This window comes from Ectopseudomonas oleovorans (assembly GCF_003052605.1).
GTDB lineage: Bacteria > Pseudomonadota > Gammaproteobacteria > Pseudomonadales > Pseudomonadaceae > Aquipseudomonas > Aquipseudomonas oleovorans_A.
The window spans coordinates 59467-83077 of sequence record NZ_QASO01000011.1; the positions used below are offsets into that span (position 1 = coordinate 59467).

The 23611-nt window shown below is 63.9% G+C and carries 24 protein-coding genes and 2 pseudogenes; 16 read left to right on the top strand and 10 right to left on the bottom strand.

Annotated elements, in window-relative coordinates:
* The 6 genes from lepB to pdxJ all read left to right on the top strand — a co-directional run bounded on the left by lepB (nt 1) and on the right by pdxJ (nt 4382).
* Nucleotides 1-855 carry a signal peptidase I gene (gene lepB, locus DBO86_RS02200; protein WP_108232871.1) on the top strand — a complete coding sequence of 285 codons (855 nt, stop codon included), beginning with the start codon at nt 1-3 and terminating at the stop codon, nt 853-855.
* A gap of 91 nt (nt 856-946) precedes the next feature.
* Nucleotides 947-1324, top strand: a complete 378-nt coding sequence (locus DBO86_RS02205) for a DUF4845 domain-containing protein (RefSeq protein WP_108232872.1) — start codon at nt 947-949, stop codon at nt 1322-1324.
* Nucleotides 1321-2010, top strand: coding sequence for a ribonuclease III (gene rnc / locus DBO86_RS02210; protein WP_108232873.1), 690 nt, complete (start codon nt 1321-1323; stop codon nt 2008-2010). Before DBO86_RS02205 ends, rnc begins: the two co-directional genes overlap by 4 nt.
* Complete coding sequence (gene era, locus DBO86_RS02215) at nt 1997-2902, top strand: GTPase Era (RefSeq protein ID WP_208598762.1); 906 nt, start codon at nt 1997-1999, stop codon at nt 2900-2902. Before rnc ends, era begins: the two co-directional genes overlap by 14 nt.
* 51 nt (nt 2903-2953) lie before the next feature.
* Nucleotides 2954-3643 (top strand): DNA repair protein RecO, encoded by a 690-nt coding sequence (recO, locus tag DBO86_RS02220; RefSeq protein ID WP_004423890.1) that lies wholly within the window; start codon nt 2954-2956, stop codon nt 3641-3643.
* Nucleotides 3636-4382, top strand: a complete 747-nt coding sequence (gene pdxJ / locus DBO86_RS02225) for a pyridoxine 5'-phosphate synthase (protein WP_041977810.1) — start codon at nt 3636-3638, stop codon at nt 4380-4382. Before recO ends, pdxJ begins: the two co-directional genes overlap by 8 nt.
* Nucleotides 4383-4457: 75 nt before the next feature.
* On the opposite strand, the pseudogene DBO86_RS02230 reads toward pdxJ, so the two are convergent.
* Nucleotides 4458-5341, bottom strand: a pseudogene (locus tag DBO86_RS02230) (LysR substrate-binding domain-containing protein).
* 116 nt (nt 5342-5457) lie between these two features.
* Between DBO86_RS02230 and DBO86_RS02235 the strand changes: the two are divergent.
* A complete protein-coding gene (locus DBO86_RS02235; protein WP_108232874.1) occupies nt 5458-5718 on the top strand; it encodes a hypothetical protein in 261 nt (86 codons plus the stop codon).
* A 63-nt stretch (nt 5719-5781) separates the two neighbouring features.
* Here the strand turns inward: DBO86_RS02235 and cmoB are convergent, their stop codons facing one another.
* The 3 genes from cmoB to DBO86_RS02255 all read right to left on the bottom strand — a co-directional run bounded on the left by cmoB (nt 5782) and on the right by DBO86_RS02255 (nt 8692).
* Nucleotides 5782-6750, bottom strand: coding sequence for a tRNA 5-methoxyuridine(34)/uridine 5-oxyacetic acid(34) synthase CmoB (gene cmoB / locus DBO86_RS02240; protein WP_004423897.1), 969 nt, complete (start codon nt 6748-6750; stop codon nt 5782-5784).
* Entirely contained in the window at nt 6747-7490 is a 744-nt protein-coding gene (cmoA, locus tag DBO86_RS02245; protein ID WP_108232875.1) for a carboxy-S-adenosyl-L-methionine synthase CmoA, read from the bottom strand. The genes cmoB and cmoA overlap by 4 nt, the downstream gene beginning before the upstream one ends.
* 563 nt (nt 7491-8053) lie before the next feature.
* Nucleotides 8054-8692, bottom strand: coding sequence for a lysoplasmalogenase (locus DBO86_RS02255; protein ID WP_108232876.1), 639 nt, complete (start codon nt 8690-8692; stop codon nt 8054-8056).
* Nucleotides 8693-8852: 160 nt separating this feature from the next.
* On the opposite strand from DBO86_RS02255, the pseudogene DBO86_RS02260 reads away from it, so the two are divergent.
* Nucleotides 8853-9861, top strand: a pseudogene (locus DBO86_RS02260) (RNA polymerase sigma factor); the annotation flags it as partial.
* Nucleotides 9862-10076: 215 nt separating this feature from the next.
* On the opposite strand, the gene rapA reads toward DBO86_RS02260, so the two are convergent.
* Nucleotides 10077-12920 (bottom strand): RNA polymerase-associated protein RapA, encoded by a 2844-nt coding sequence (gene rapA, locus DBO86_RS02265; protein WP_108232877.1) that lies wholly within the window; start codon nt 12918-12920, stop codon nt 10077-10079.
* 165 nt (nt 12921-13085) lie between these two features.
* Here rapA and DBO86_RS02270 point away from each other — a divergent pair, with 165 nt between their 5' ends.
* From DBO86_RS02270 to DBO86_RS02290, 7 genes are all read left to right on the top strand, one after another.
* Nucleotides 13086-13379: a hypothetical protein gene (locus DBO86_RS02270; protein WP_004423901.1), complete on the top strand. Its 294-nt coding sequence runs from the start codon at nt 13086-13088 to the stop codon at nt 13377-13379.
* 36 nt (nt 13380-13415) lie between these two features.
* Nucleotides 13416-14015, top strand: a complete 600-nt coding sequence (locus tag DBO86_RS02275) for an alpha-ketoglutarate-dependent dioxygenase AlkB family protein (protein ID WP_004423902.1) — start codon at nt 13416-13418, stop codon at nt 14013-14015.
* Nucleotides 14012-14173, top strand: coding sequence for a hypothetical protein (locus tag DBO86_RS25970; protein ID WP_167399091.1), 162 nt, complete (start codon nt 14012-14014; stop codon nt 14171-14173). Before DBO86_RS02275 ends, DBO86_RS25970 begins: the two co-directional genes overlap by 4 nt.
* Before the next feature lie 204 nt (nt 14174-14377).
* Nucleotides 14378-14494, top strand: a complete 117-nt coding sequence (ccoM, locus tag DBO86_RS27015) for a cytochrome c oxidase subunit CcoM (protein WP_017361612.1) — start codon at nt 14378-14380, stop codon at nt 14492-14494.
* A 194-nt stretch (nt 14495-14688) separates the two neighbouring features.
* Nucleotides 14689-16731: an FUSC family protein gene (locus tag DBO86_RS02280; RefSeq protein ID WP_244185495.1), complete on the top strand. Its 2043-nt coding sequence runs from the start codon at nt 14689-14691 to the stop codon at nt 16729-16731.
* A gap of 75 nt (nt 16732-16806) precedes the next feature.
* Nucleotides 16807-17010, top strand: coding sequence for a DUF1656 domain-containing protein (locus tag DBO86_RS02285; RefSeq protein ID WP_017361610.1), 204 nt, complete (start codon nt 16807-16809; stop codon nt 17008-17010).
* A gap of 10 nt (nt 17011-17020) precedes the next feature.
* Nucleotides 17021-17872, top strand: coding sequence for an efflux RND transporter periplasmic adaptor subunit (locus tag DBO86_RS02290; RefSeq protein WP_108232878.1), 852 nt, complete (start codon nt 17021-17023; stop codon nt 17870-17872).
* A gap of 197 nt (nt 17873-18069) precedes the next feature.
* Here DBO86_RS02290 and codA read toward each other — a convergent pair whose 3' ends face one another.
* From codA to DBO86_RS02315, 5 genes are all read right to left on the bottom strand, one after another.
* Nucleotides 18070-19305: a cytosine deaminase gene (gene codA, locus DBO86_RS02295; RefSeq protein WP_108232879.1), complete on the bottom strand. Its 1236-nt coding sequence runs from the start codon at nt 19303-19305 to the stop codon at nt 18070-18072.
* Nucleotides 19306-19316: 11 nt separating this feature from the next.
* Nucleotides 19317-20540: a PucR family transcriptional regulator gene (locus DBO86_RS02300; RefSeq protein WP_108232880.1), complete on the bottom strand. Its 1224-nt coding sequence runs from the start codon at nt 20538-20540 to the stop codon at nt 19317-19319.
* Nucleotides 20537-21808 carry a cytosine permease gene (codB, locus tag DBO86_RS02305; RefSeq protein ID WP_108232881.1) on the bottom strand — a complete coding sequence of 424 codons (1272 nt, stop codon included), beginning with the start codon at nt 21806-21808 and terminating at the stop codon, nt 20537-20539. Before codB ends, DBO86_RS02300 begins: the two co-directional genes overlap by 4 nt.
* A gap of 210 nt (nt 21809-22018) precedes the next feature.
* Nucleotides 22019-22489 (bottom strand): MaoC family dehydratase, encoded by a 471-nt coding sequence (locus tag DBO86_RS02310; RefSeq protein ID WP_084341035.1) that lies wholly within the window; start codon nt 22487-22489, stop codon nt 22019-22021.
* The gene (locus DBO86_RS02315; protein ID WP_108232882.1) at nt 22486-23436 is read right to left on the bottom strand and encodes an alpha/beta hydrolase; all 951 of its coding nucleotides are present in this window, start codon (nt 23434-23436) and stop codon (nt 22486-22488) included. Before DBO86_RS02315 ends, DBO86_RS02310 begins: the two co-directional genes overlap by 4 nt.
* On the opposite strand from DBO86_RS02315, the gene DBO86_RS26190 reads away from it, so the two are divergent.
* Nucleotides 23428-23611 (top strand): hypothetical protein (locus DBO86_RS26190; protein WP_208630337.1); only part of this gene is annotated, 184 nt, incomplete at its 3' end. The genes DBO86_RS02315 and DBO86_RS26190 overlap by 9 nt on opposite strands.

Here is a 23611-nt window from a genome sequence, read left to right on the forward strand (position 1 = left end):
ATGTCGATCAATTTCCCGCTTCTGTTGGTTATCGCGGTTGCCGTTTGCGGCTTCCTGGCCCTGATCGATCTGATCCTGCTGGCTCCGCGCCGCCGTGCGGCGATTGCGGCGTACCAGGGGCGGGTCGACGATCCCGACGACAGGGTGCTGGAGCGCCTGAACAAGGAGCCGTTGCTCGTCGAGTACGGCAAATCCTTCTTCCCGGTGCTGGCTATCGTGCTGGTGCTGCGCTCGTTTCTGGTCGAGCCGTTCCAGATTCCTTCCGGGTCGATGAAGCCGACTCTGGAAGTGGGTGATTTCATCCTGGTCAACAAGTTCGCTTATGGCATTCGTTTGCCGGTGATCGACGAGAAGATCATCGAGGTGGATAACCCGCAGCGCGGCGATGTGATGGTATTCCGCTACCCCAGCGATCCCCGTATCAACTACATCAAGCGCGTGGTGGGACTGCCGGGTGATCGCATCGAGTACACCCAGGGCAAGCGTCTGCTGATCAATGGCGAGCCGGTGGCTGAGAAGCTGATCGGTGAGGAGCCGGGCAGCCTGGGTGGTGCGATGCTCTATCAGGAGCGTCTGGGCCAGGTCGAACACACCATCCGCAAGGAAATGACCCGCATGCGCCGCGAGCCCGGCGGCCAATGGGTGGTGCCGGAAGGGCACTACTTCATGATGGGCGACAACCGTGACAACTCCAACGACAGCCGTTACTGGCGCGATCGTCATATTCCTCAGGAGCTGTGGGGCATGGTCCCGGACGACCATATCGTCGGCAAGGCCTTCGCCATCTGGATGAGCTGGCCGGAACCCAAGACCAGCAATCTGCCCAACTTCTCTCGTGTCGGCCTGATTCATTGAGCACTGGCGCGCTGTTCAATACAGCGCGCCAGGCTATAACTAGTCTTGCCGTATCGGCATTCCAACAAGACCGAATCTTCTGGTGATATACATGAAATTCGCGCGCTCGCAGCAGGGGCTTTCAATTCTGGGTTGGCTGATGGTTTTGGCCGTGGTGGCATTCTTCGCCAGCACTGCATTCAAGGTGATGCCGCACTATCTCGACTATATGTCGCTGGAGAAGATCATCACTTCGGTGGAAACCGACAAGGCGTCGGATGTGCGCACCGTCGGTGAGTTTTACAACCATGTGAGCAAGGGCATGCAGGTCAACAACATTCGCGACCTGAACATGCGCGACGCCCTGCAGGTGAAGGTGGAGAACAACGAGTTTCTGGTCCACCTCAAATATGAAAAACGCGAGCCGCTGATCGAGAACCTCGATCTGGTGGTCAATTTCGATAAAGAATTTCGTGTACGAATGCCGTGAACCCTGACCTTTCCCGCCTCGAGCGCAAGCTCGGCTATCGCTTCAAGGACCAGGACCTGATGGTTCTGGCCCTGACCCATCGCAGTTTCGCCGGCCGCAACAATGAGCGGCTGGAATTTCTCGGTGATGCCATCCTCAATTTCGTCGCCGGTGAAGCGCTGTTCGAGCGTTTCCCGCAAGCCCGTGAGGGCCAGTTGTCGCGCCTGCGCGCGCGCCTGGTCAAGGGCGAGACGCTGGCCGTGCTGGCCCGTGGTTTCGAGCTGGGCGAGTATCTGCGCCTGGGCTCCGGTGAGCTGAAAAGCGGCGGTTTTCGTCGTGAGTCGATCCTGGCCGATGCCCTGGAGGCGCTGATCGGCGCCATCTATTTGGATGCCGGGATGGATGCGGCACGCGAGCGCGTGCTGGACTGGCTGACCGGCGAGCTGGACGGCCTGACCCTGGTCGATACCAACAAGGATCCGAAAACGCGACTGCAGGAATTTCTGCAGTCACGTGCCTGTGAACTGCCTCGTTACGAGGTGGTGGACGTACAGGGTGAGCCGCACTGCCGTACCTTCATGGTCGAGTGCCAGGTATCCCTGCTCAATGAAAAGACCCTGGGCCAGGGCGGCAGCCGGCGTATCGCCGAGCAGGTCGCTGCGGCTGCGGCGCTGATCGCCCTCGGGGTGGAGAATGGCAATGACTGATGCACCTGTAACGCGCTGCGGCTACGTCGCCATCGTCGGCCGGCCCAACGTGGGCAAGTCGACGCTGCTCAACCACATCCTCGGACAGAAGCTGGCGATCACCTCGCGCAAGCCGCAGACCACCCGCCACAACATGCTCGGGATCAAGACCGAGGGCGAGATCCAAGCTGTCTATGTCGACACGCCCGGCTTGCACAAGCACAACGACAAGGCGCTCAACCGCTACATGAACCGCAGCGCCTCGAGCGCACTGAAGGACGTCGATGTGGTGGTGTTCGTGGTCGACCGTACGCGCTGGACCGATGAAGACCAGCTGGTGCTGGAAAAGGTGCAGCACGTCAAATGCCCGATCCTGCTGGCGGTGAACAAAGCCGACCGGCTGGAAGACAAGAGCGAGCTGCTGCCGCACCTGAACTGGCTGGCCGAGCAGTTGCCGCAGGCCGAGATCGTGCCGATTTCCGCGCTGCAGGGGCAGAACCTCGACACCCTGGAGAAGCTGGTGGGTGAGCGCCTGCCGGAGTCCGAACACTTCTACCCAGAAGACCAGATCACCGACCGCTCCAGCCGCTTCCTCGCAGCCGAACTGATCCGCGAGAAGATCATGCGCCAGCTCGGTGCCGAGTTGCCGTACCAGATCACCGTGGAGATCGAGGAGTTCAAGCAGGAAGGCCGCATTCTGCACATCCACGGCTTGATCCTGGTAGAGCGCGACGGACAGAAGAAGATCATCATCGGTGACAAGGGCGAGCGTATCAAACGCATTGGTGCCGATGCCCGTAAGGACATGGAAACCATGTTCGACTCCAAGGTGATGCTCAACCTCTGGGTCAAGGTCAAAGGCGGTTGGTCCGACGACGAACGCGCCCTGCGTTCATTGGGGTACCTGGATTGAGTCATCTGCCGCCAGTTCAGTGCTGCGCGGCTTTTGCCTGAGGCTTGCAACGTGCAGCTTGCCGCTTATGTCTTGCATAGCCGTCCCTACAAGGAAAGCAGCGCCCTGGTGGATTTCTTCACTGCCCAGGGCCGTATTCGCGCGGTGCTGCGCGCCGCGCGCGGCAAGGTCGGCAGCATTGCCCGGCCGTTCGCCCCGCTGGAGCTGGAACTGCGCGGGCGCGGCGAGTTGAAGACCGTCGGCCGCCTGGAAAGCGCCGGGATTCCTCTGTTGCTGACTGGCGAGGCGCTGTTTTCAGGGCTTTATCTCAACGAACTGCTGATCCGCCTGCTGCCGGCCGAAGACCCGCATCCTGTGATGCTCGAGCACTACGGCCTGACGCTGCAGGCACTGGCTGCCGGTCGGGCGCTGGAGCCACTACTGCGCGCGTTCGAATGGCGTCTACTGGACGAGCTGGGCTATGGTTTCGCCCTGGATCGTGATCAGCACGACCAACCCATCGATCCGACAGCACTTTACCGTTGGCAGCAGGACATAGGCCTGGTGCCGGTGGTACAACTGCAACCCGGTGTATTCCAGGGCCGCGAACTGTTGGCCATGGCCGAAGCCGACTGGCAGACCCCAGGCGCGCTGGCTGCCGCCAAGCGTCTGATGCGCCAGGCGCTGGCACCTCATCTCGGCGGCAGGCCCCTGGTCAGCCGCGAACTTTTCATGACGCTCAAGGAGTCCAAGCGTGACTGAGGCCAATCGTATTCTGCTCGGCGTGAACATCGACCACGTCGCCACCCTGCGCCAGGCTCGTGGCACACGCTACCCGGACCCGGTCAAGGCCGCGCTGGACGCCGAAGAAGCTGGTGCCGATGGCATCACCGTGCACTTGCGCGAAGATCGCCGACATATCCAGGATCGTGATGTGCGCGTGCTGGCCGACGTGCTGCAGACGCGGATGAACTTCGAAATGGGCGTCACCGATTTCATGCTCGGATTCGCCGAGCAGATCCGTCCGGCGCATGTCTGCCTGGTACCGGAAACCCGCCAGGAACTGACCACCGAAGGCGGTCTGGACGTGGCCGGGCAGGAGGCGCGTATCGCCGCGGCGGTGGAGCGTCTGACGCTGGCCGGTTGCGAGGTGTCGTTGTTCATCGACGCCGAAGAGCGGCAGATCGAAGCGGCCATGCGCGTCGGCGCGCCGGCCATCGAACTGCATACCGGTCGCTATGCTGATGCGCACACCGCGGAAGAAGCCGCGCATGAGCTTTCACGCATTCGCGATGGCGTTATCTGCGGCCTGAACCACGGGCTGATCGTCAACGCCGGTCACGGTTTGCACTACCACAATGCCGAGGCTGTCGCCGCGATTCCCGGCATCAACGAACTGAACATCGGCCACGCCATCGTCGCCCATGCGTTGTTCGTTGGTTTCAAGCAGGCCGTCGCCGAGATGAAGGCGCTGATCGTCGCCGCTGCCTATCGCGGCTAGCGTACTTTATGGGAGGGGCTTCAGCCGCGACTTTCGATGGTCTATCGCCGCTGAAGCGCCTCCCACTTCGTTCGTTCAATCCTGGCTGAAAGCCTGAACCATCTGCCTGGCGAGCGCCTCGACGGTGTCGTTGTGTTGATGGCCGAGAATCAGCTTGATGTGGTACTCGCCAAGGGCGGGCAAGCCTTGTTCTGCGCCGAGTCGGCGTAGGGGTGGTCTGACCAGGCTGCGGGGGAAAGGCGCGATGGCCAGGTCGGCGGTCATTGCCGCTTCTTGGCCAGCGCACTGCTCGCAGGAGTAGGCGATGCGATAGGCAAGCCCCTGCCGATCCAGCGCATCGAGCGCGGTGCGGCGCCAGGCGCAGCCCGGGTTGGCCAGGGCCAGCGGCAAGGGCGAGCGCTGCATGGCCAGGCCACCGTCACGCCCGGCCCAGACCAGCTCCTCGGAATAGATCACTTCGCCACGCGCATCATCCAGGCGTCGTTGCCGGTGTTGATCAGGGTCAGGTCCAGCTCGCCGGCATCCAGCTTCGCCACCAGATCCACACTGCGCCCGACATTGACCTCGACTTCTACGGCCGGATGGCTGCGGGCGAACAGAGTCAAGACACTCGGTAGTACGCGGTCGCCGATATCGTTCGGCGTACCGAAGCGCACGCGGCCGGTCAGCGTCGGGGTGAGAAAGCGTGCCACCGCTTCCTCGTTTAGCTTGAGCAGGCGCCTGGCATAGCCGAGTAGCACCTCGCCTTCTGCGGTCAGGCGAACCTGTCGTGCCTCGCGGATGAACAGGCGCTGGCCGAGGGTTTCTTCCAGGCGCTTGATCTGCAGGCTGACGGCCGCCGTGCTGCGAAATACCTGTGCAGCGGTGCGGGTAAAGCTGCCGCTGTCGGCGATGGCGACGAAGGTGCGCAGCACATCGCTTTCCAGAAGCGGCAGGGAGATGGGAACTGTCGCGTTCATGATCGTTAAATATTACTTAATTCAGCGTTTGATATTTGTCGTTTTTTTGAACGATAGGCGCGTTTCATCCTGATCGCAAGCCCGGCACAGGCCGGCAGCGAAACGGAGGAAAGGTCATGAACAGTTCGAGCAATCGCGACAAGTCGCGCCCAGCCATGCCCGAGTTCTATATGCCGGCCATGTGGCCGTTGGATCTGCAGAACGCCATCGTCGATTGGGTTGGCGCCTGGTTCTGGCGTCGGCGCATGCGTCGTCTGCTGGCGCAGGACATCGAGGGAAGGATCCGCCTGGGCGGTGCCCGTGGTGTGGTAGAGCAGAGCGCCGGTGAACCGCTGCTTTTGATCGCTCAGCGGCGTGCGCGTTGGCTGCGACCGTAGGGCGGGTGCAACCCGCCAATTGCAGTCTGGCGGGTTGCACCCGCCCTACGAGACTCGCTGTGCCTAGGGCTTGCGCGCGACAAGCACGGCGCGGGTCGGTGCCGGCAGGCCTTCGACGGTACGGCTGTGGTCGGCAGGGTCGAGGAATTCGGGTAGCGACTGGAAGCGCATCCACTCGGTGGCACGTTGTTCTTCCACCGAGGTGGTGCTGACGTCGACGCAGCGTACGTCCTCGAAACCGGCACGGCGCAGCCAGCGCTCCAGCGCCGGCACCGAGGGCAGGAACCAGACGTTGCGCATCTGTGCGTAGCGGTCTTCCGGTACCAGCACCTGCTCGCTGTCGCCCTCGACTACCAAGGTTTCCAGCACCAGTTCGCCGCCTTTGACCAAGGCATCCTTCAGATCGAGCAGGTGATCGATGGGCGAGCGACGGTGGTACAGCACACCCATGGAGAACACGGTGTCGAAGCCTTGCAGCTTGGCTGGCAGCTCCTCAAAGGCCAGTGGCAGGTGCCACACTGGTTGATCCGGCAGGTAGCGCTTCATCGCCAGGAACTGGCAGAGGAACAGCCAGTTGGGGTCGATGCCGACCACGCTGTTTGCGCCCGCACCGAGCATGCGCCACATGTAGTAGCCGTTGCCGCAACCGACATCGAGGATGCGTTTGCCGGCCAGGTCCAGGTGCGGGGCGACGCGCTGCCATTTCCAGTCCGAGCGCCATTCGGTGTCGATGTGTACGCCGAACAGCTCGAACGGCCCCTTGCGCCAGGGAATCAGGCCCTGCAGAGCGGTTTTCAATTGCGCGCGGGTGGCGTCATCGCAGGCGCCGCCGAAGGCGAAGCGCTGCAGCAGCTCCACCTCACTCACCGGTAATTCAGGCAGTGCCTGCACGGCGCCGTACCAGCGCGCCAGGTCGCCGTGACCGATGGCCAGCTTGGCATCGAGCTGGCCGGGCAGCTCACAAGCCCAGTCCAGCAGCGGGGTGCCGGCCAGTTGCGCCTGCAGCGCGTCGAGATCCAGGTCGCGCATCATGGCAGGGCCACCAGCGAGGCGAAGTTAAGGCACTGGAACCAGGGCACCACCTTGCTGAAACCGGCAGCCAGCAGGCGTTCGCGGTGCTGCTGGAGGCTGTCGGGTAGCATCACCTTCTCGATGGCGCTGCGTTTCTGCGCGATTTCCAGCTCGCTGTAGCCGTTGGCACGTTTGAAGGCTACATGCAGCTCTGTGAGCAGCTCATGCTCGGCGGCATCCTCGAAGCGCAGCTTTTCCGAGAGAATCAGCGCGCCACCGGGCAGCAGCGCCTGGCGAATGCGCGTGAGCAATTCCAGGCGGCGCTCCGGGGGGATGAACTGCAGGGTGAAGTTGAGCGTGACCAGCGAGGTGGGGTGCAGATCAAGGGCGAGAATGTCGGCCTCGATCACCTCTACCGGCAGCAGCTCCTGGAACATGGCGTCCTGGGCATGCAGGTATTCGCTGCAGCGCGCGACCATGGCCGGCGAGTTGTCCACGGCGATCACCTTGCAGCCATCGACGCGCACGTGGCGGCGTAGGGCCTGAGTCACCGCGCCGAGCGAGGCGCCGAGGTCGTACAGGGTGGTCTGCGGCTGAGCGAACTGGCCAGCGAGCACGCCGATGTTCTCGACGATAGTCGGGTAGCCGGGGACCGAACGCTTGATCATGTCAGGGAAGACCCGTACCACGTCCTCGTTGAAGACGAAATCGGGCACCTCGGGCAGAGGCTGGGCGAATAGACGATCAGGTTCTTGGCTCACGGCGGTCGCAATAGCTAGCGGAAAAGGCCGGCATTTTAGGCTTTGTACGAAAAGTCGTCGAGCGATGGTCAGGCGAGGCAAAAACGGGTGAGGAAGCGAAGTTTACGAGTTGTAAATGAGCATGACTCGCTGCGCTCGCCCTCCGGGCCGCGCTGAAGCGCGTTAGCCGTAAGCGGCTTGCTGAACCAGTTTTTAACGAAGCATCACCGAGCGTAGGCACTTTTCGTACAAAGCCTGGCCAAGTGCGGGCAATAGTCAGGGCTTTCCCGATTGTTCGTCCGTCCGCAGCAACAGCTCTAGGGTCTGTTGCCGTTTCGCGCACGGCCGCGACGGAGCCAGTTTTTGCGTGGGGCTAGGCGCGAGACGCGAAGTTTGGTCGCCCAAATGAGCCGTCGAGTAACGACGTACCAGGCAAAAACTGGCCCGTCCCTTCGGGTTGCGCGGCAAATTGCGCCATGCGTCGTTGCGGGATTTGGCAAGGGAACGACCATTACCTGCATCCCGCGCCTCGCGTGGCGCAATTTGGCGCAGCAACGCGGCTCGCGTCGAAACGGCAACAGACCCTAGGCCTTGGTGCGTCGAAAGGCCGAGGCGGCGATACCCCACTGGCCAAGCCAGTAGGTAAGGATGATGGCGTAGGGGGCGGCGTCGAAGCTGGTGACGAAGCGGTCGATACCGATCAGGCTGTCGGACAGCACGAAGAGCGCCGCACCAACTGCGGCGAGCCAGGTGGAGCCCGGCTGTAGGTCCGGGTGGCCGATGCGGGCCAGGGCGCGCCAGAGCATCAGGCTAATCGCGGTGGCATAGCAGGCCACCGGAATCAGCAGCTCGCCCAGACCGCTGCTGGCCAGTATGGCGAACATCGCGCCACCGGCGATCAGCGCCAGCAGCAAGGCGGGTAGGGCCGGCAGCCGGCTATCGGAAACGTAGGCGCGCAGATAGGCCAGGTGGCCGATCAGGAAGGCGCCGAGGCCGAACACGAAGAGGTCGCCAGGCCAGTCCAGAAGGATGTCGCCGGCCAGGGAAAATACCAGGCCGATGCAGATCCAGCGGCGGTAGGTGCCAGCCGGTGCCTGGCGCAGCCAGAGCAGCAGGGCGATCACCGGGATGCCCTTGGTCAGCAGGCTGAGCTGCGCATCGCCGGTGATCCGGCCATAAAGAAATACCGCAGCACCCGCCAGGCCGAGCAGCAACCAACGCATAGCAAGACTCCCTTCGTTATTGGAATGGCGCGACTATGCCCAGCGACCGGACGGCTGCCAATGCGAGGGATGCCAAATCGAGGGGCGGATCGTGCCGCCACTCGACGCCATCGGCAGTATTGGGCAACGTATGCGTTCGTTCAGGAGCAGCGCATACGATATCGCCACCTGTCACCGAGCTGATCGAGCGCCTTTACCGCGAAGAGTCGCCGCCACCCTGATTCGCCTGCTCGGCGATTTCGACCTGGCCGAAGAGGCGCTGCATGAGGCCTTTCGCAGTGCGGTCGAGCAGTGGCCGCAAGGCGGTGTGCCGGACAACCCGCGTGCCTGGCTGGTCTCCGCCGGGCGCTTCAAGGCCATCGACAACCTGCGTCGGCAACGTCGCTTCCAGCCGTTGGGCGAGCAGGTCGAATTGCTAGATGAGAGTGGTGTCGAGGAAGGTGAGCTGCTCGGGGACGACCGTCTGCGCCTGATCTTCACCTGCTGCCACCCGGCGCTGGCCAGTGATGCCCAGGTGGCGCTGACCCTGCGCGAGGTGTGCGACCTGAGCACCGAGGAGATCGCCCGCGCTTTCCTCTCCAGCCCGTCGACCCTGGCCCAGCGCATCGTGCGGGCCAAGGCGAAGATTCGCGACGCGTGCATCCCTTACGAGGTGCCGGGGCGCAGCGAGCTGCCCGAGCGTCTGGAGGCGGTGTTGCGGGTGATCTATCTGGTGTTCAACGAAGGCTATTTCGCCAGCTCCGGCGATTCGCTGACCCGCAGCCAACTGTCTGACGAGGCGATTCGCCTGGGCCGCTTGCTGCTGGAGCTGCTGCCCGATCCGGACGTGCAGGGGCTGCTGGCGTTGATGCTGCTGCACGAGTCGCGACGCGCTACGCGCAGCGGCGTTGATGGCGAGGTGATTTTGCTGGAAGCCCAGGATCGCAGCCTGTGGAATCGCGAGATTATCGCCGAAGGCGAGGCGCTGGTGTCGCAGTGCGCTGCACTCGCGGCGTTTCGGCCCCTACAGCCTGCAAGCGGCTATTGCTGCAGTACATGCCGAGGCCGCCAGTCTGGAAGAAACCGATTGGGTGCAGATTGTCGGGCTGTATGACGAGCTGCTGCGCCTGAACCCGTCGCCGGTGATCGAACTCAACCGCGCCGTGGCGCTGGCCATGCGTGACGGGCCCTGGCGCTGACGCAGCAGGGACCGGATCGGCAGTTTCTGCACAACAGGCTGGAGGAGCTGGGCTGGTAACGCACCTGTTCGTAGCCGGATGCAATCCGGGGATGGTCGGCACCATGCTTCCGGATTACATTGGGCTACTGCGCAGGTTAGGCAGCAGGTGGCGGGCATTGCACCCTCACCCCACCCCTCTCCCAGGGGGAGAGGGGCTAGCAGCACTTAACCGGCCACCAGCACGCGAATCGCTTCCAGGCGCAGGGCGGCCTTGTCGAACATCGCCAGGCTCTGTTCGCGCTGCTCGCGCAGGGCGTCGATCTCGCTGTCGCGCACGCTCGGGTTGACGGCGCGTAGGGCGATAAGGCGCGCCAGTTCTTCGTCCAGTTCGGCGATCAGGCGGCGTTTGGCCTCGGCCACGCGCTCGATATGGCGCGGCATGACCTTGGCTTCAGCATCGTTGATCTGCTTGGCCAGCACGTCGCGCTGGGCCTGGACGAACTTGTTGGCACTGGCCCGCGGCACGCTTTCGAGCTGGTCGTTGAGGGTTTCGAAGCCGACCTTGGCGGCCAGGTCGTTGCCATTGGCGTCGAACAGGCAACGCAGCGCCGCCGGTGGCAGGAAGCGCCCCAGTTGCAGTTTGCGCGGGGCGACCACTTCGCTGACGTAGAGCAGCTCCAGTAGCACCGTGCCGGGCTTGAGCGCCTTGTTCTTGATCAGCGCCACGGCGGTGTTGCCCATCGAGCCGGACAGCACCAGGTCCATGCCGCCCTGCACCATGGGGTGTTCCCAGGTGAGGAACTGCATGTCCTCGCGGGCCAGGGCCTGTTCGCGGTCGTAGGTGATGGTCACCGCCTCGTCGTCGCCCAGGGGGAAGCTGGCATCCAGCATCTTCTCGCTGGGGCGCAGGATCAGCGCGTTGTCGGAGTGGTCTTCGCTGTCGATGCCGAAGGCGTTGAACAGCTCTTCCATGTAGATCGGCAGGGTGAACTGGTCGTCCTGCTCGAGGATGGCGGAGGCCAAGGCTTCGCCTTCACCGGCGCCGCCGGAGTTCAGCTCCAGCAGGCGGTCACGGCCGCTGTGCAGCTCGCCTTCGAGGCGAATGCGTTCGGCGGTGGCTTCGTCGAGCAGTTGCTGCCACTGGCCGTCGTCACCGTTTTCCAGCAACGGCAGCAGGCGCGGGCCGAACTGGTGCTGCAGGGCGTTGCCGGTCGGGCAGGTGGCGAGGAAGGCGTTCAGCGCCTGGTGGTACCACTGGAACAGGCGCTCCTGCGGGCTGTTCTCCAGGTACGGCACGTGCAGCTGGATGCGGTGTTTCTGGCCGATGCGGTCGAGACGGCCGATGCGCTGTTCGAGCAGGTCCGGGTGTGCCGGCAGGTCGAACAGCACCAGGTGATGGGCGAACTGGAAGTTGCGGCCTTCGGAGCCGATCTCCGAGCAGATCAGCACCTGCGCGCCAAATTCTTCATCGGCGAAGTAGGCGGCGGCACGGTCGCGCTCGAGGATGCTCATGCCTTCGTGGAACACAGTGGCCGGGATGCCGGAACGCACGCGCAGGGCGTCCTCCAGATCCAGCGCGGTCTCGGCGTGAGCGCAGATCACCAGCACCTTGAACTTCTTGAGCATCTTCAGGGTGTCGATCAGCCACTCGACGCGCGGGTCGAAGCGCCACCAGCGCTGCTCCTCGTCCACTTCGTCCTGCGCTTGGTAGGCGACTTCCGGGTACAGCTCGGCGTGCTCGCCCAGCGGCAGTTCCAGGTATTCGTCGGGGCTCGGCAGCGGGTAGGGGTGCAGCTCGCGCTCGGGGAAGCCCTGCACGGCGGCGCGGGTGTTGCGGAACAGCAGGCGGCCGGTGCCGTGGCGATCCAGCAGCTCGCGCACCAGGCGCGCGCGGGCTGCTTCATCGCCGCTGTCTACCGCATCGAGCAGCTCGCGGCCTTCAGCACCGAGGAAGCTGCCGATGGCCTCTCGGGCCTGGGCACTGAGCTTGCCCTGATCGAGCAGTTCCTGCACGGCTTCAGCAACCGGGCGGTACTGGCTGCTTTCGGCGCGGAAGGCTTCCAGGTCGTGAAAGCGCGCCGGGTCGAGCAGGCGCAGGCGGGCGAAGTGGCTGTCCTGGCCGAGCTGTTCCGGGGTGGCGGTGAGCAGCAACACGCCGGGGATGACCTCGGCCAGTTGCTCGACCAGCGAATACTCGGCGCTGGCCTGTTCCGGGTGCCAGACCAGGTGATGGGCTTCGTCGACCACCAGCAGATCCCAGCCGGCGGCGAACAGGGCGTCCTGGGCCTTCTCGTCTTCCTTCAGCCATTCCAGGGCGACCAGCGCCAGTTGGCAGTCCTCGAAGGGGTTGCTGGCGTCGCTTTCCATGAAACGCTCGGCGTCGAACAGGGCGACGTCGAGGTTGAAACGCCGGCGCATTTCCACCAGCCACTGGTGCTGCAGGTTTTCCGGCACCAGGATCAGCACGCGGCTGGCGCGGCCGGAGAGCAGCTGGCGATGAATCACCAGGCCGGCTTCGATGGTCTTGCCCAGGCCCACTTCGTCGGCCAGCAGGACGCGCGGAGCGATACGGTCGGCCACTTCGCGGGCGATGTGCAATTGGTGGGCGATCGGTTGAGCGCGAGCACCGCCCAGGCCCCAGAGTGACGACTGCAGCAGGCGGCTGTTGTGTTCGAGGCTGTGGTAGCGCAGGGCGAACCAGGCCAGCGGGTCGATCTGGCCGGCGAACAGGCGGTCGCTGGCCAGGCGGAACTGGATGAAGTTCGACAGCTGAGTTTCCGGCATGGTGACCGGCTGATGCTGGGCATTGAGGCCGTGGTAGACCAGCAGGCCGTCGACGTCCTCGACTTCCTGCACGGTGAGCTTCCAACCCTCGAAATGGGTGATCTCGTCACCCGGGGCGAAGCGTACACGGGTCAACGGAGCATTGCGCGTAGCGTACTGGCGGGTTTCGCCGGTGGCCGGGTAAAGCACGGTGAGCAGGCGGCCATCCTCGGCGAGGATGGTTCCCAGACCCAATTCCGCTTCGCTGTCACTGATCCAGCGTTGCCCCGGTTGATATTGCGCCATGCCTGTCTGTCTCCCGCGTGAAAAGCCGGCTATGGTAACGGATGCAGCGCCACGGCCAAAGCAGTCATGACACTATTGCCGTGCGGCTTAGTCAAAAGTGTAGCGAGCACCGGCTAAAGTCGCGGCTCACGGGGCCGACAGCCTGACCAAAGGAGGTGCTGAAACGTGCTACCGCCGATCCCCCACAGTCTGGTGCCGGTCACTGCTACGCAAGACGTGATCAAGCCCAGGCCCGAGATTCCTCCGGTGACCCCGGCTTCGGAGAGCGCCAAGGAAAGTGCGCTGAGCTTGGACAAGCGGCACCCGCAGGAAACCGAGGAGCTGCTGCGTGAAGAGCAGCGTCGTCGTCAGCGGCGCGGCTACACCCCCGAGCAACTGGCTGAGGCCGAGCCGGAAGAGCTGGAGCAAGCGCTAGGTGATCTGCCCAGGCAGGGGCTGTGGGTAGACGTTGAAGTCTGAGACACTGATTTCATCCTCTTATTCATAGACCTCACGATGCTGTTCGCCGACCCCTTGCCCGCACTTGCCGATGCCGAGCTGGATTATCTGCCCGGCTGGGTCGACGCTGCCCTGGCCGATAGCTGGCTGCAAGCACTGGTCGAGCAAACGCCCTGGCAGCAACCCGAGTTGTTCATCCATGGTCGCTATCACCGCACGCCACGGCTGACCGCCTGGTATGGCGAGCCCGAGGCGCGTTACCGCTATTCCGGGAAGATCCACGAGCCCTTGCCCTGGACGCCGCTGCTGGACGAGATTCGCCAACGGGTCGAGAAAGAAGTCGAGCAATCGCTCAATGCCGTGCTGCTCAATCATTACCGCGACGGCCAGGACTCCATGGGCTGGCACAGCGATGCCGAGCCTGAGCTGGGGCGCAATCCGTTGATCGCCTCGCTCAATCTGGGCGGCAGCCGGCGCTTCGATCTGCGTCGGCTTGGCAGCATGCGCATCGAGCATTCGCTGACGCTGGAGCATGCTTCGCTACTGGTCATGCGCGGGCCAACCCAGCATCATTGGCAACATCAAGTGGCGAAGACGCGCCAACGCTGCGCGCCACGCCTGAACCTGACCTTTCGCCTGATCCGGTTTCCGCTATGAGCAATGACGACAAGCTGATCGACTTCGCCGCCGAGCGCGACAAGCGTATCCACGATCTCAACGACAAGCGCCTCAACGAGATGCGCCAGGTGTTCGAGCAGGTCTTGCCGATCGGCAAGGGCAGGAAGAAGTCCAAGAGCAAGCCCAAGAAGCGCTGAAACTCCCGCCGTTTGCGTGTCAGGCACAGCTGCCAGGCTGTGCTTCGCGCCCCGTACCCCCCCCCCGATTTCTTGACCTGGGTCAGTATTCCCCAAGGCCTGGTCACGCCTGCTCTCCAGCCATTGATCCAGGTCAATTTTCCCGCCGCTCGTGCTGATAACGTGAAGCCATCCCAGACAGACAGGCACAACAGGAGGCAGCCCATGTTCGTCGATACAGTGGTTCTCGCCGGAGTCGGCACCGTACTTCTGATGGTCGCGTTCTTCGGGGGGGTTGGTTACTTCATCTGGAAGGATGCGCACAAGCGCAAGCAGAGCTGATCCTTCCAGTTCACTGGGCACGCAAGGCAATTCGGGCGACCTCGGTCGCCCTTTTTTATTTGCGCCTTGCCCGCCTGAGGTCGCAGCACCTTCTGGACATAAATACTTAGCTAGCTAATAATTTGGTTCCGCACGGAGGCGCAACTCAATCGCTACAGCTATGTTCAGGGCTGAGATTCTTTCAGGTCGCCATTGTGCGTGATTCCTTGCTGGCGTTTCTCGCGCCAAGCTCGCAAGCCGTTCAATTTGCCATCAAGACCCTGCTCGGCGGTGGTCTGGCGCTGTGGTGCGCGTTGCGTTTCGGCCTGGAACAGCCGCAGTGGGCGCTGATGACCGCGTTCATCGTCGCCCAGCCGCTGTCCGGCATGGTCGTGCAGAAGGGCCTGGCGCGGCTGTTCGGCACGCTGGTCGGCACCTGCATGGCCGTGGTGATGATGGGGCTGTTCGCCCAGGCGCCGCTGTTGTTCGTGCTGGCGTTCGCCCTGTGGCTGGCGCTGTGCACGGCATCCTCGACCATGTTGCGCAGCGCCTGGTCGTACTCTTTCGTGCTGGCCGGCTACACGGTGGCGATCATCGCCTTGCCGGCCATTGGCAAGCCGCATGTGGTGTTCGACGAGGCCATCGCCCGTTGCACGGAAATCTGCCTGGGCATCACCTGCGCCACCCTGAGCAGCGTCTTGCTCTGGCCGCAGCGGGTCGAACGACAACTGGCGCAGCAGGCGCGTAACGCCTGGCAGGCTGGAGTAGCGGCGTCGCGCCAGGCGCTGGCTGGTGAGGCCGACGCGCGGCAAGGCTTGCTGGAAGTGCTGGCGCGAATCGTCGCCGTGGATGCTCAGCGTGAGCATGCCTGGTTCGAGGGCGCGCAAGGGCGCCAGCGAGCCGTGGCGCTGAGGGTGCTGAGCCGTGATCTGCTCGGCATGTTGCGTCTGGCCCGCGGTGTGGCGCGACAGTGGCGGCTACTGAGCAGCAGCGAGACGCAGGCGGTCGCGCCCTGGTTGCAGGTGGTGGACGAGCGCTTGCAGCAGGAGCAGCCAGCGGGCCTGCTGGAGCTGGTCGAGCAACTGCGCCAGGCGGCGCAGGACGATGAACTGAGCAGTGGCCAGCAACTGTGTCTGGAGCGGTTGATGGTGCTGCTGTTGCGTGTCGAGGACGCCAGTCGTGCCTTGCTCGCAGTCGAGGAGGGCAGAGCGCCGGCCGATGCGCCGCGCGCCTTGTCCTGGCACTACGACTGGCAGACTGCGCTGGTGTATGGCTCGCGCAGTGCGCTGACCTTCCTGGTTCTGGCTGCATTCTGGCTGGCCACTGGCTGGACCCACGCCACCGGTGCGCTGCTGCTGGCCTGCGTGGTGTGCAGCCTGTTCGCCCGGCTCGAAGCGGCGCCGCAGATCGGCATGATGTTCCTGCGCGGGATCTTCTACGCACTGCCAGTGGCGTTCTTCGTCGGGCAGATTCTGATGCCGCAGATCGACGGCTTCGTGATGCTCTGCCTGGTGCTGGGCGTACCGCTGTTCTTTGGCGTGTTGGGCATGGCCAAGCCGGCGACGGCCGCCACATCCACTTCGTTCTGCCTGCATTTCATCGTGCTCTGCCTGCCGGCGCCGGGTGTCGGCTACAACGTCGAGTTCTTCCTCAATGAAGCGCCAGGCATGCTGATAGGCGTGGGTTGTGCGGTGATGGCCTTCAAGCTGGTGGTGCTGCGCAATCCGGTCTGGCATGGCCGGCGCCTGATGCAGGCGATCCTGGCCGACCTTGGGCGGTTGAGCCGCCGCGACCTGGGGCGTGCCGAAAACTGGTTCGGCGGGCGTATGGCTGATCGTCTGCTGCAGTTGGCGCGGCATTATCCGGCGCGGCCGGATCAGGCGCGCAGCCGCTGGGACGATGGCGTGGCCGGCCTTGATCTGGGCGACGAGTTGCTGCACCTGCGCAAGTGCCTGGCCAATGCCGATGCTGGCCTGGCGCGGTCGCAGCGGCGTTTCCTGGAGCGCCTCGACGACGCGCTGGAGCGTGGTCCCGCACCAGGGCGTGAAGACGATCTGAACGCTGCGGTGGCCGAACTGCAGGAGGCCCTGCGCGCCTGCACGCCGAGCATCGACAAGCGCCTGGCCGAGGCGGCGCTGTTGCAGCTGCAAAACGGCTGGCGCCACTGGTGCCAACTCAGAACCTGTGTAGGGCCTAGCGAGCTAGAGCCGTGCAAGGCAAAAACAGGCGAAGACGCGGAGTTTACAAGCGGTAAATGAGCAGTCTGAGCCTGTTTTTAACGCAGCAGGGCCGACGCGCAGCAGGTCGTACACTGGTTCTGGAGGGAGGAGCGCATGGGTTTGCATGAATGGTCGCTGGGCGGCGTATTGCTGAGCCCGATGGCGGCCTACGCGGTATTGGCGCTGTTGCTGACCGGCGTGTTGCGCCTGGGGCTGCAGCGCATCGGGCTGTCGCGCTGGATCTGGCACGAAGCCCTGTTCGACTGTGCCCTGTATGTCTGTGTCCTGGCTGCGGTGATCGCCGTGCTGGGGCGGTAAGGAGAAAAGCATGCGTTCGACCATTCGAGTCGGCATCACCCTGGCCATGGTGGTGGCGGCGATCTTCGCCGGCTCCTGGATCTGGCAGCACTATATGTACTCGCCCTGGACGCGCGACGCCCGCGTGCGCGCCGACGTGGTGACCATCGCCCCGGACGTGTCCGGCTGGGTGGTCGAACTCAAGGTGCGTGACAACCAGCAGGTCAAGGCAGGCGACCTGCTGATGAGCATCGACCGCGACCGCTATCAGGCGGCGGTGGAGAAGGCCAGGGCGGTGGTGGATATTCGCCGCCAGCAGTTGAGCCTGCGTGAACACGAGGCATCGCGCCGTTCCCGTCTGGGCGCCCAGGCGATCAGCGCCGAGCTGCTGGAAAACGCGCAGATCAATGCCGAGATGGCGCGCAGCGAATACCGCGAAGCGCAGGCCGATCTGCGTGTGGCCGAGCTGAACCTGGCGCGCAGCGAAGTGCATGCCCCGCGCGACGGACAGATCACCAACCTGGTGCTGGCCCAGGGCAACTACGTGAATGCCGGGCAGGCGGTGATGGCGCTGGTCGATACCCAGTCATTCTACGTACAGGCGTATTTCGAGGAGACCAAGCTGCCGCGCATCCAGGTCGGCGCGCCGGTGGAGGTCTGGTTGATGGGCGGTGATCAGCAGATTCGCGGCGAGGTCGAAAGCATCAGCCGTGGCATCACCGACCGCAATGCCAGCCCGGATGGGCAACTGCTGGCCAATGTCGAGCCGACCTTCAACTGGGTGCGCCTGGCGCAGCGCATTCCGGTACGGATCAGGCTGGATCAGGTGCCCGAGGGAGTGGTGCTGAGCGCCGGCATGACTGCCAGCGTGCGGGTGGAGTAGCGCGATTCTGACTGGTAGGAGCCGCGCCTCGCGGCGAATGGTTCAGGCAACGTCGATAATGAGTTGAACCCACTATTCGCCCCGGGGCGGGGCTCCTACAGTTCGAAGGATGGACAACGCGAAGCTTGTCCACCGCTTGGACTGACGCAATGGTGGATGAAAGAAGCGTCATCCACCCTGCGACCAATTGAACGTGATCAGGCGCGCTCGATCTGTGCCGGCGTGCGGCGCATCAGTACCTTGCCGTGGCGCACCGACACCAGTGCATGCCCCTGGCTGCGCACCATCTCGTAATCGTCCGGCGCCGAGAGGATCAGCAGGTTGGCTGGGCGACCTACTTCCAGCCCATAACCTTCACCCAGGTTCAGCGCCCGCGCCGAGTTGTCGGTGATCAGATCCAGGCTGCGCTTGAGGTCTTCGTAGCCGAGCATGTGGCAAATATGCAGGCCGGCTTCGAGGATGCGCAGGATGTTGCCGTTACCCAGCGGGTACCAGGGGTCGACGATGGAATCCTGGCCGAAGCAGACGTTCATCCCGGCGCGGTCGATCTCCGCCACGCGAGTCAGGCCGCGGCGTTTCGGGTAGGTATCGAAACGGCCCTGCAGGTGGATGCTTTCGGTGGGGCAGGAAATGAAGCTGATGCCGCTCATCTTCAGCAGGCGGAACAGCTTGGAGCAGTAGGCGTTGTCGTAGGAGCCCATGGCCACGGTGTGGCTGGCGGTGACACGTGCGCCCATTCCGCGCACGCGAGCTTCTTCGGCCAGCACTTCGAGAAAGCGCGACTGCGGGTCGTCGGTTTCGTCGCAGTGCACGTCCACCAGGCAGCCGCTGCGCTCGGCCAAGTCCATGAGGAACTTGATCGACGACACGCCTTGGTCACGGGTGTTCTCGAAGTGCGGGATGCCGCCGACCACATCGGCGCCCAGTTCCACGGCTTGCTCCATCAGCGCGCGACCATTGGCGTAGGACTCGATGCCCTCCTGCGGGAAGGCGACGATCTGCAGGTCGATCAGGTGGCGAGTTTCCTCGCGCACTTCGAGCATGGCCTTGAGGGCAGCGAGGGTCGGGTCGGTGACGTCGACGTGGGTGCGCACGTGCTGGATGCCATGGTCGACCAGCATGTCGATGGTCTTCTTGGCGCGGGTCTTGGTGTCTTCATGGGTGACCAGCGCCTTGCGTTCGGCCCAGCGCTCGATGCCCTCGAATAGCGTGCCGCTCATGTTCCAGGCCGGCTCACCAGCGGTGAGGGTGGCGTCGAGGTGGATGTGCGGCTCGACGAAGGGCGGCACCACGAGGTTGCCGGCGGCGTTCAGATCGCCCTCGGCGATGGGGGGCAAGGCGTGCTGGGCGTCGATGGCAGCGATGCGCTCGCCGTCCAGGGTGATGCGGTGCAGGCCGTCGCGGCCGCGCAGGCGGGCATTGTGGATGATCATCAGGTTTCCTCTCAGGCAGGCGACGACAGGCGCCGGATCAACAGCGCAACGCTGATGTTCAGGCGGTCGTGCGGATCTTCGAATGAGCAGCCGGTCAGCGCTTCGATGCGCTGTAGACGGTAGCTCAGGGTATTGCGGTGAACGTTCAGGCGTTGCGCGGCCAGGGCCAGGTTGCCGTTCTCGGCGAACCAGGCCTCCAGCGTCGGCATCAGCACCGGTTGGTGGCGCGAGTCGTCGCCGATCAGCGGGCCGACCACGCGCTCGACGAAGCGATCGAGCAGGCTGCGGTCGCGGATCGCACCGAGCAGCTCCAGCACGCCCAATTCATTGAAACTGCACAGGCCCAGGCGCTCGGGAAAGCGCTGCGCCACGGCCAGTGCCTGGCGTGCTTCACCCAGGCCCTGGGCGAAACGCGGCGCCTCGCAGCCGGCGCTGCCTAGGCCAAGGAACAGCCGTAGCGGGCCGAGTTGCGGGCGCAGTTCATCGAGCAGCACGGTCATGGCCTGACGATTACGCGCTTCGGCGTGGGCATCGGGGCAGGGCAGCAGGGCGATCCAGTGACGGCCCTGGCTGACCAACGGCAGCGCATTACCGAGTTCGCCGAGGCTCTGCTCCAGTCGCCGTTGCAGCAGTTGTTGGCGAGTCTGTAGCTGACGTTCGGCGTCTTCGTCGGGCAGGTCACCGAACAGTTGCTCGCTGCCGTCGAGGCGCAGCAGTGCCACCTGACGCGGCACATGCAGTGCCAGGCCGAGGCTGTCACCGCGTTGCAGCAGCACCTCGAGTGACTGGTAGTCACCCTCGAGCACCTGCTCCAGCACATGCTGGCGTGAGCGGCCGAGCTGCTGCGCCTGCACCAGCGCGGTGCCAATGGCCTGGGTGACCACCACCATCTTCAGCGCGTAGGGCTGCTCGATCAGTGGTAGGTTCAGGCGCTCGGCTTCTGCGATGACGCTGGGCGGGATGGCCTGGATGAACTCGGCGCCGGTGAGGATGACCATGCCGGCCACCACGCGCTCATGGCCTTCGCGCACCAGGCGTAGCAGGTTGGCTTCGTCACGCGGATGGTTGATGCCGGTGACGAAGATCAGCTCGCCGCCCATCACCCAGTCGGCGATGCCTTCGTTCTCGGCCACGTAGGGCCAGCGCACGGAATTGTCGCGCCCGGCCTGGCCGGCACGCAGGTGCATGCTGGCCAGGTCGGGCAGGGCGAGTACATCGGCGACGGTCAGGCTCACGCGCCGGCGACCTGTTGGCGGCCGACCAGGGCCTTGTTCAGTTCGAACAGCACGACGTAGGCCAGGGCAGCCACGGCGATGCCCACCAGCGGCGCGACCCAGGGCGAGAAGTAGGCGCTCAGCGCACCGATCAGGTAGGCGCCCAGGCCGACCCAGTTGAATGCGGGCAGGAGCACATCGGCGAGTTTCGGGTAGCGCGCGCGGTGGCCGTAGAAGAAGTCGGCCATGATCACACCGCCAATCGGCGGGATGATCGAGCCGAGCAGGATCAGGAAGGGAATCAGCATCTCGTACATGCCGCCGATAGCCAGCAAGGTGCCGATGGCCGCGCCGGCCAGGGTCACGGTCTTGCGTTTGCCGGTGCGCAGCAGGTTGCAGCCGGCGGCGGCGAAGTTGTAGATGGTGTTGTCCTGAGTGGTCCACAGGTTGAGGAACAGCATGATCACGGCAGCCATGGACAGCCCCTGCAGCACCAGCACTTCGACCACGTCCGGCTGTTGATAGACGATGGCGCCATAGGCACCGGCGACGATCATCAGGCCATTGCCGATGAAGAAGCCGAACAGGCTGGCCAGCACCGCGACGCGGCCGCTCTTGGCGAAACGTGTCCAGTTGGTGGCCTGGGTGGCGCCGCTGACGAAGGTGCCAAACACCAGGGTGATGGCCATGCTCAGGCTCATGCTCTCCTTGGGTTGGACTGCCAGTAGCCCGGCCATGCCGCCGATATCACGGGTGGCGATCCACAGCGAAGCCACCAGCAGCACCAGCATGGCCGGCACGGCAACGCGCGAGAGCAGATCCAGGCCCTTGTAACCGACGAAGGCGGTGAGACAGAAACCGAAGCCGAACAGCACCATCAGTGGGATGGTCAGGCTGTCGGGCAGGCCGAGAATCTTCACCAGGACGATGGCGATGGTCGCCGTGCCCCAGGCGTACCAGCCGATCTGGGTGAAGCCGAGCAGCATGTCGGACAGCTTGCTGCCCACCTCGCCGAAGCAGAAACGGCCCATCAGCACCGAGTTCAGCCCACTGCGGCAGGCGATCAGGCCCAGCACGGCGGCATACAGGCCGAGCAGCAGGTTACCGATCACCGCAGCCCAGAGCAGAGTGGTGAAGTCGAAGGCCATGCCGATCTTGCCGCCGGCGAACATAGTGGCGGTGAAGAAGGTGAAGCCGAACAGCAGGATGGCGGTGGAAAACAGCCCTTGGCGTGCGCCGCTGGGCACCTCGCTCAGGGGGTAATCGCTATCGGGGGTGGCATGGCTCATGGACCTGGCTCCGGTAAGAGGGTGAGGCCTTGGCGATAGCAGGGGACGTGCCAGAAAGCAGTGCAGCAGTCTGCTTGGCAAGGTGATCAAAGGGGCTTGTGCGATATGCACAAAGAAACGCACTTATGGCAGCGCAAGGTCGTTCAAGATTTGTGACTGTAGAACAAAAGTGGTGCGCAGCACTGTAGCCACGCACCAGCTTGCAGCGCCTCAGTTGACGGTGACCTGCGGCATCGGTGGCATGGTCACGGTCTGCTCGGCGCTCGGGGCGAGCACTTCGGCTTCGCCGTCGACCACTTGCTTGCCGTCCTGGTTGAACACGCGGGTGGCGATGCGCACGCGGTTCTTTGGCAGCTTTTCCAGCACTTCCAGTTTCACGGTGAGGGTGTCGCCGAGTTTCACCGGGCGGGTGAACTTGAGTTGCTGTCCAAGGTAGATGGTGCCCGGGCCGGGCAGGTTGCAGGCGATGGCAGCGCTGATCAGCGCGCCGGTGAACATGCCGTGGGCTATGCGTTCCTTGAACATCGTCTCGGCGGCGAAGGCGGCGTCCAGATGCACCGGGTTGTTATCGCCCGATACTGCCGCGAACAGCTGCACGTCGCGCTCTTGCACCTGCTTTTCGAAGCTGGCTTGCTGGCCAACGCTGAGTGCGTCGTAAGGGATATTGGTGACCTGAGTCATGGACACTCCTTGATTGGGCTTCGACCATGGCTCAGCGCCTGCTGCAGCCAGTCGATCAGGTGGGCGGTGACCTCGTCGCGATTGCTCTCGTTGAGCAGCTCGTGACGGGCCTCGGGATAAATCTTCAGTTGCACGTCGCGCACGCCAGCTTCGCGCAGGGCGCCAGCCAGATCACCCAGGCGCTTGCCGTCGCTGACAGGGTCGCGCGAGCCACCGATCACCAGTAGCGGCAGGTCAGCATCGATCTGCGCCAGGTTGCTGGACGGGGTGATGTGCTGCAGGCCATCGAGCAGGTCGCACCACAACTGCGTGGTGCAGACGAAACCGCACAGCGGATCGGTCACGTATTTGTCCACTTCCGCCGGGTCGCGGCTGAGCCAGTCGAAGGCCGTTCGGTTGGGCTTGAAAGCCTTGTTGAACGAGCCGAAGGAGAGAAAATCGATGACCTTGCTGCGCCCCTTGGGGCCCAGGCGCCAGCGCTCGAAGCCGGCGATCAGCCTGGCGGCCTTGTACAGCGCCACGGGCTGGTAATTGGAGCCGGACAGCACGGCGCCCTGCAGGCTGCAGCTATGGCCCAGCAGATAGGCCATGCCGATGTAGCTGCCCATGCTGTGGCCGAACAGGAAGATTGGCGTATGCGGGTGCTGCTGGCGAATGTGGTGGTTGAGGGTGGACAGGTCGCCGACCACCTTGCTCCAGCCGTCTTCATCAGCATAGTGGCCAAGGGTGCCGCGTTCGGCGGTAGCGCCATGGCCGCGCTGATCCAGCGCGTAGAGCGCGAAGCCTGCCGCGACCAGGGCTTCAGCCAGACGTACGTAGCGCAGGCTGTGCTCGGCCATGCCATGGGCCAGCATGACCGCCGCGCGTGGCGGCTCGTCGCCGTACCAGTGATTGACCTGCAATGGTGTGCCATCGCTGGCGTTGATAACGAAGGCGTCGTGGCGCATGGCGAATCCTTGTGCCGGGAGTTGGCGGCATTGTGCACCTTGGCCGTCATCACGCAAAGCACAGTCGAATTTCCATCGAGCCGCAAAGATCGGTTACGAATCACTACATTTATTTTCCATCGAAAGGTTAAAACCACCGGCTTTCAGCCGGTGAGCTTTAGCGCCACCATGCGGG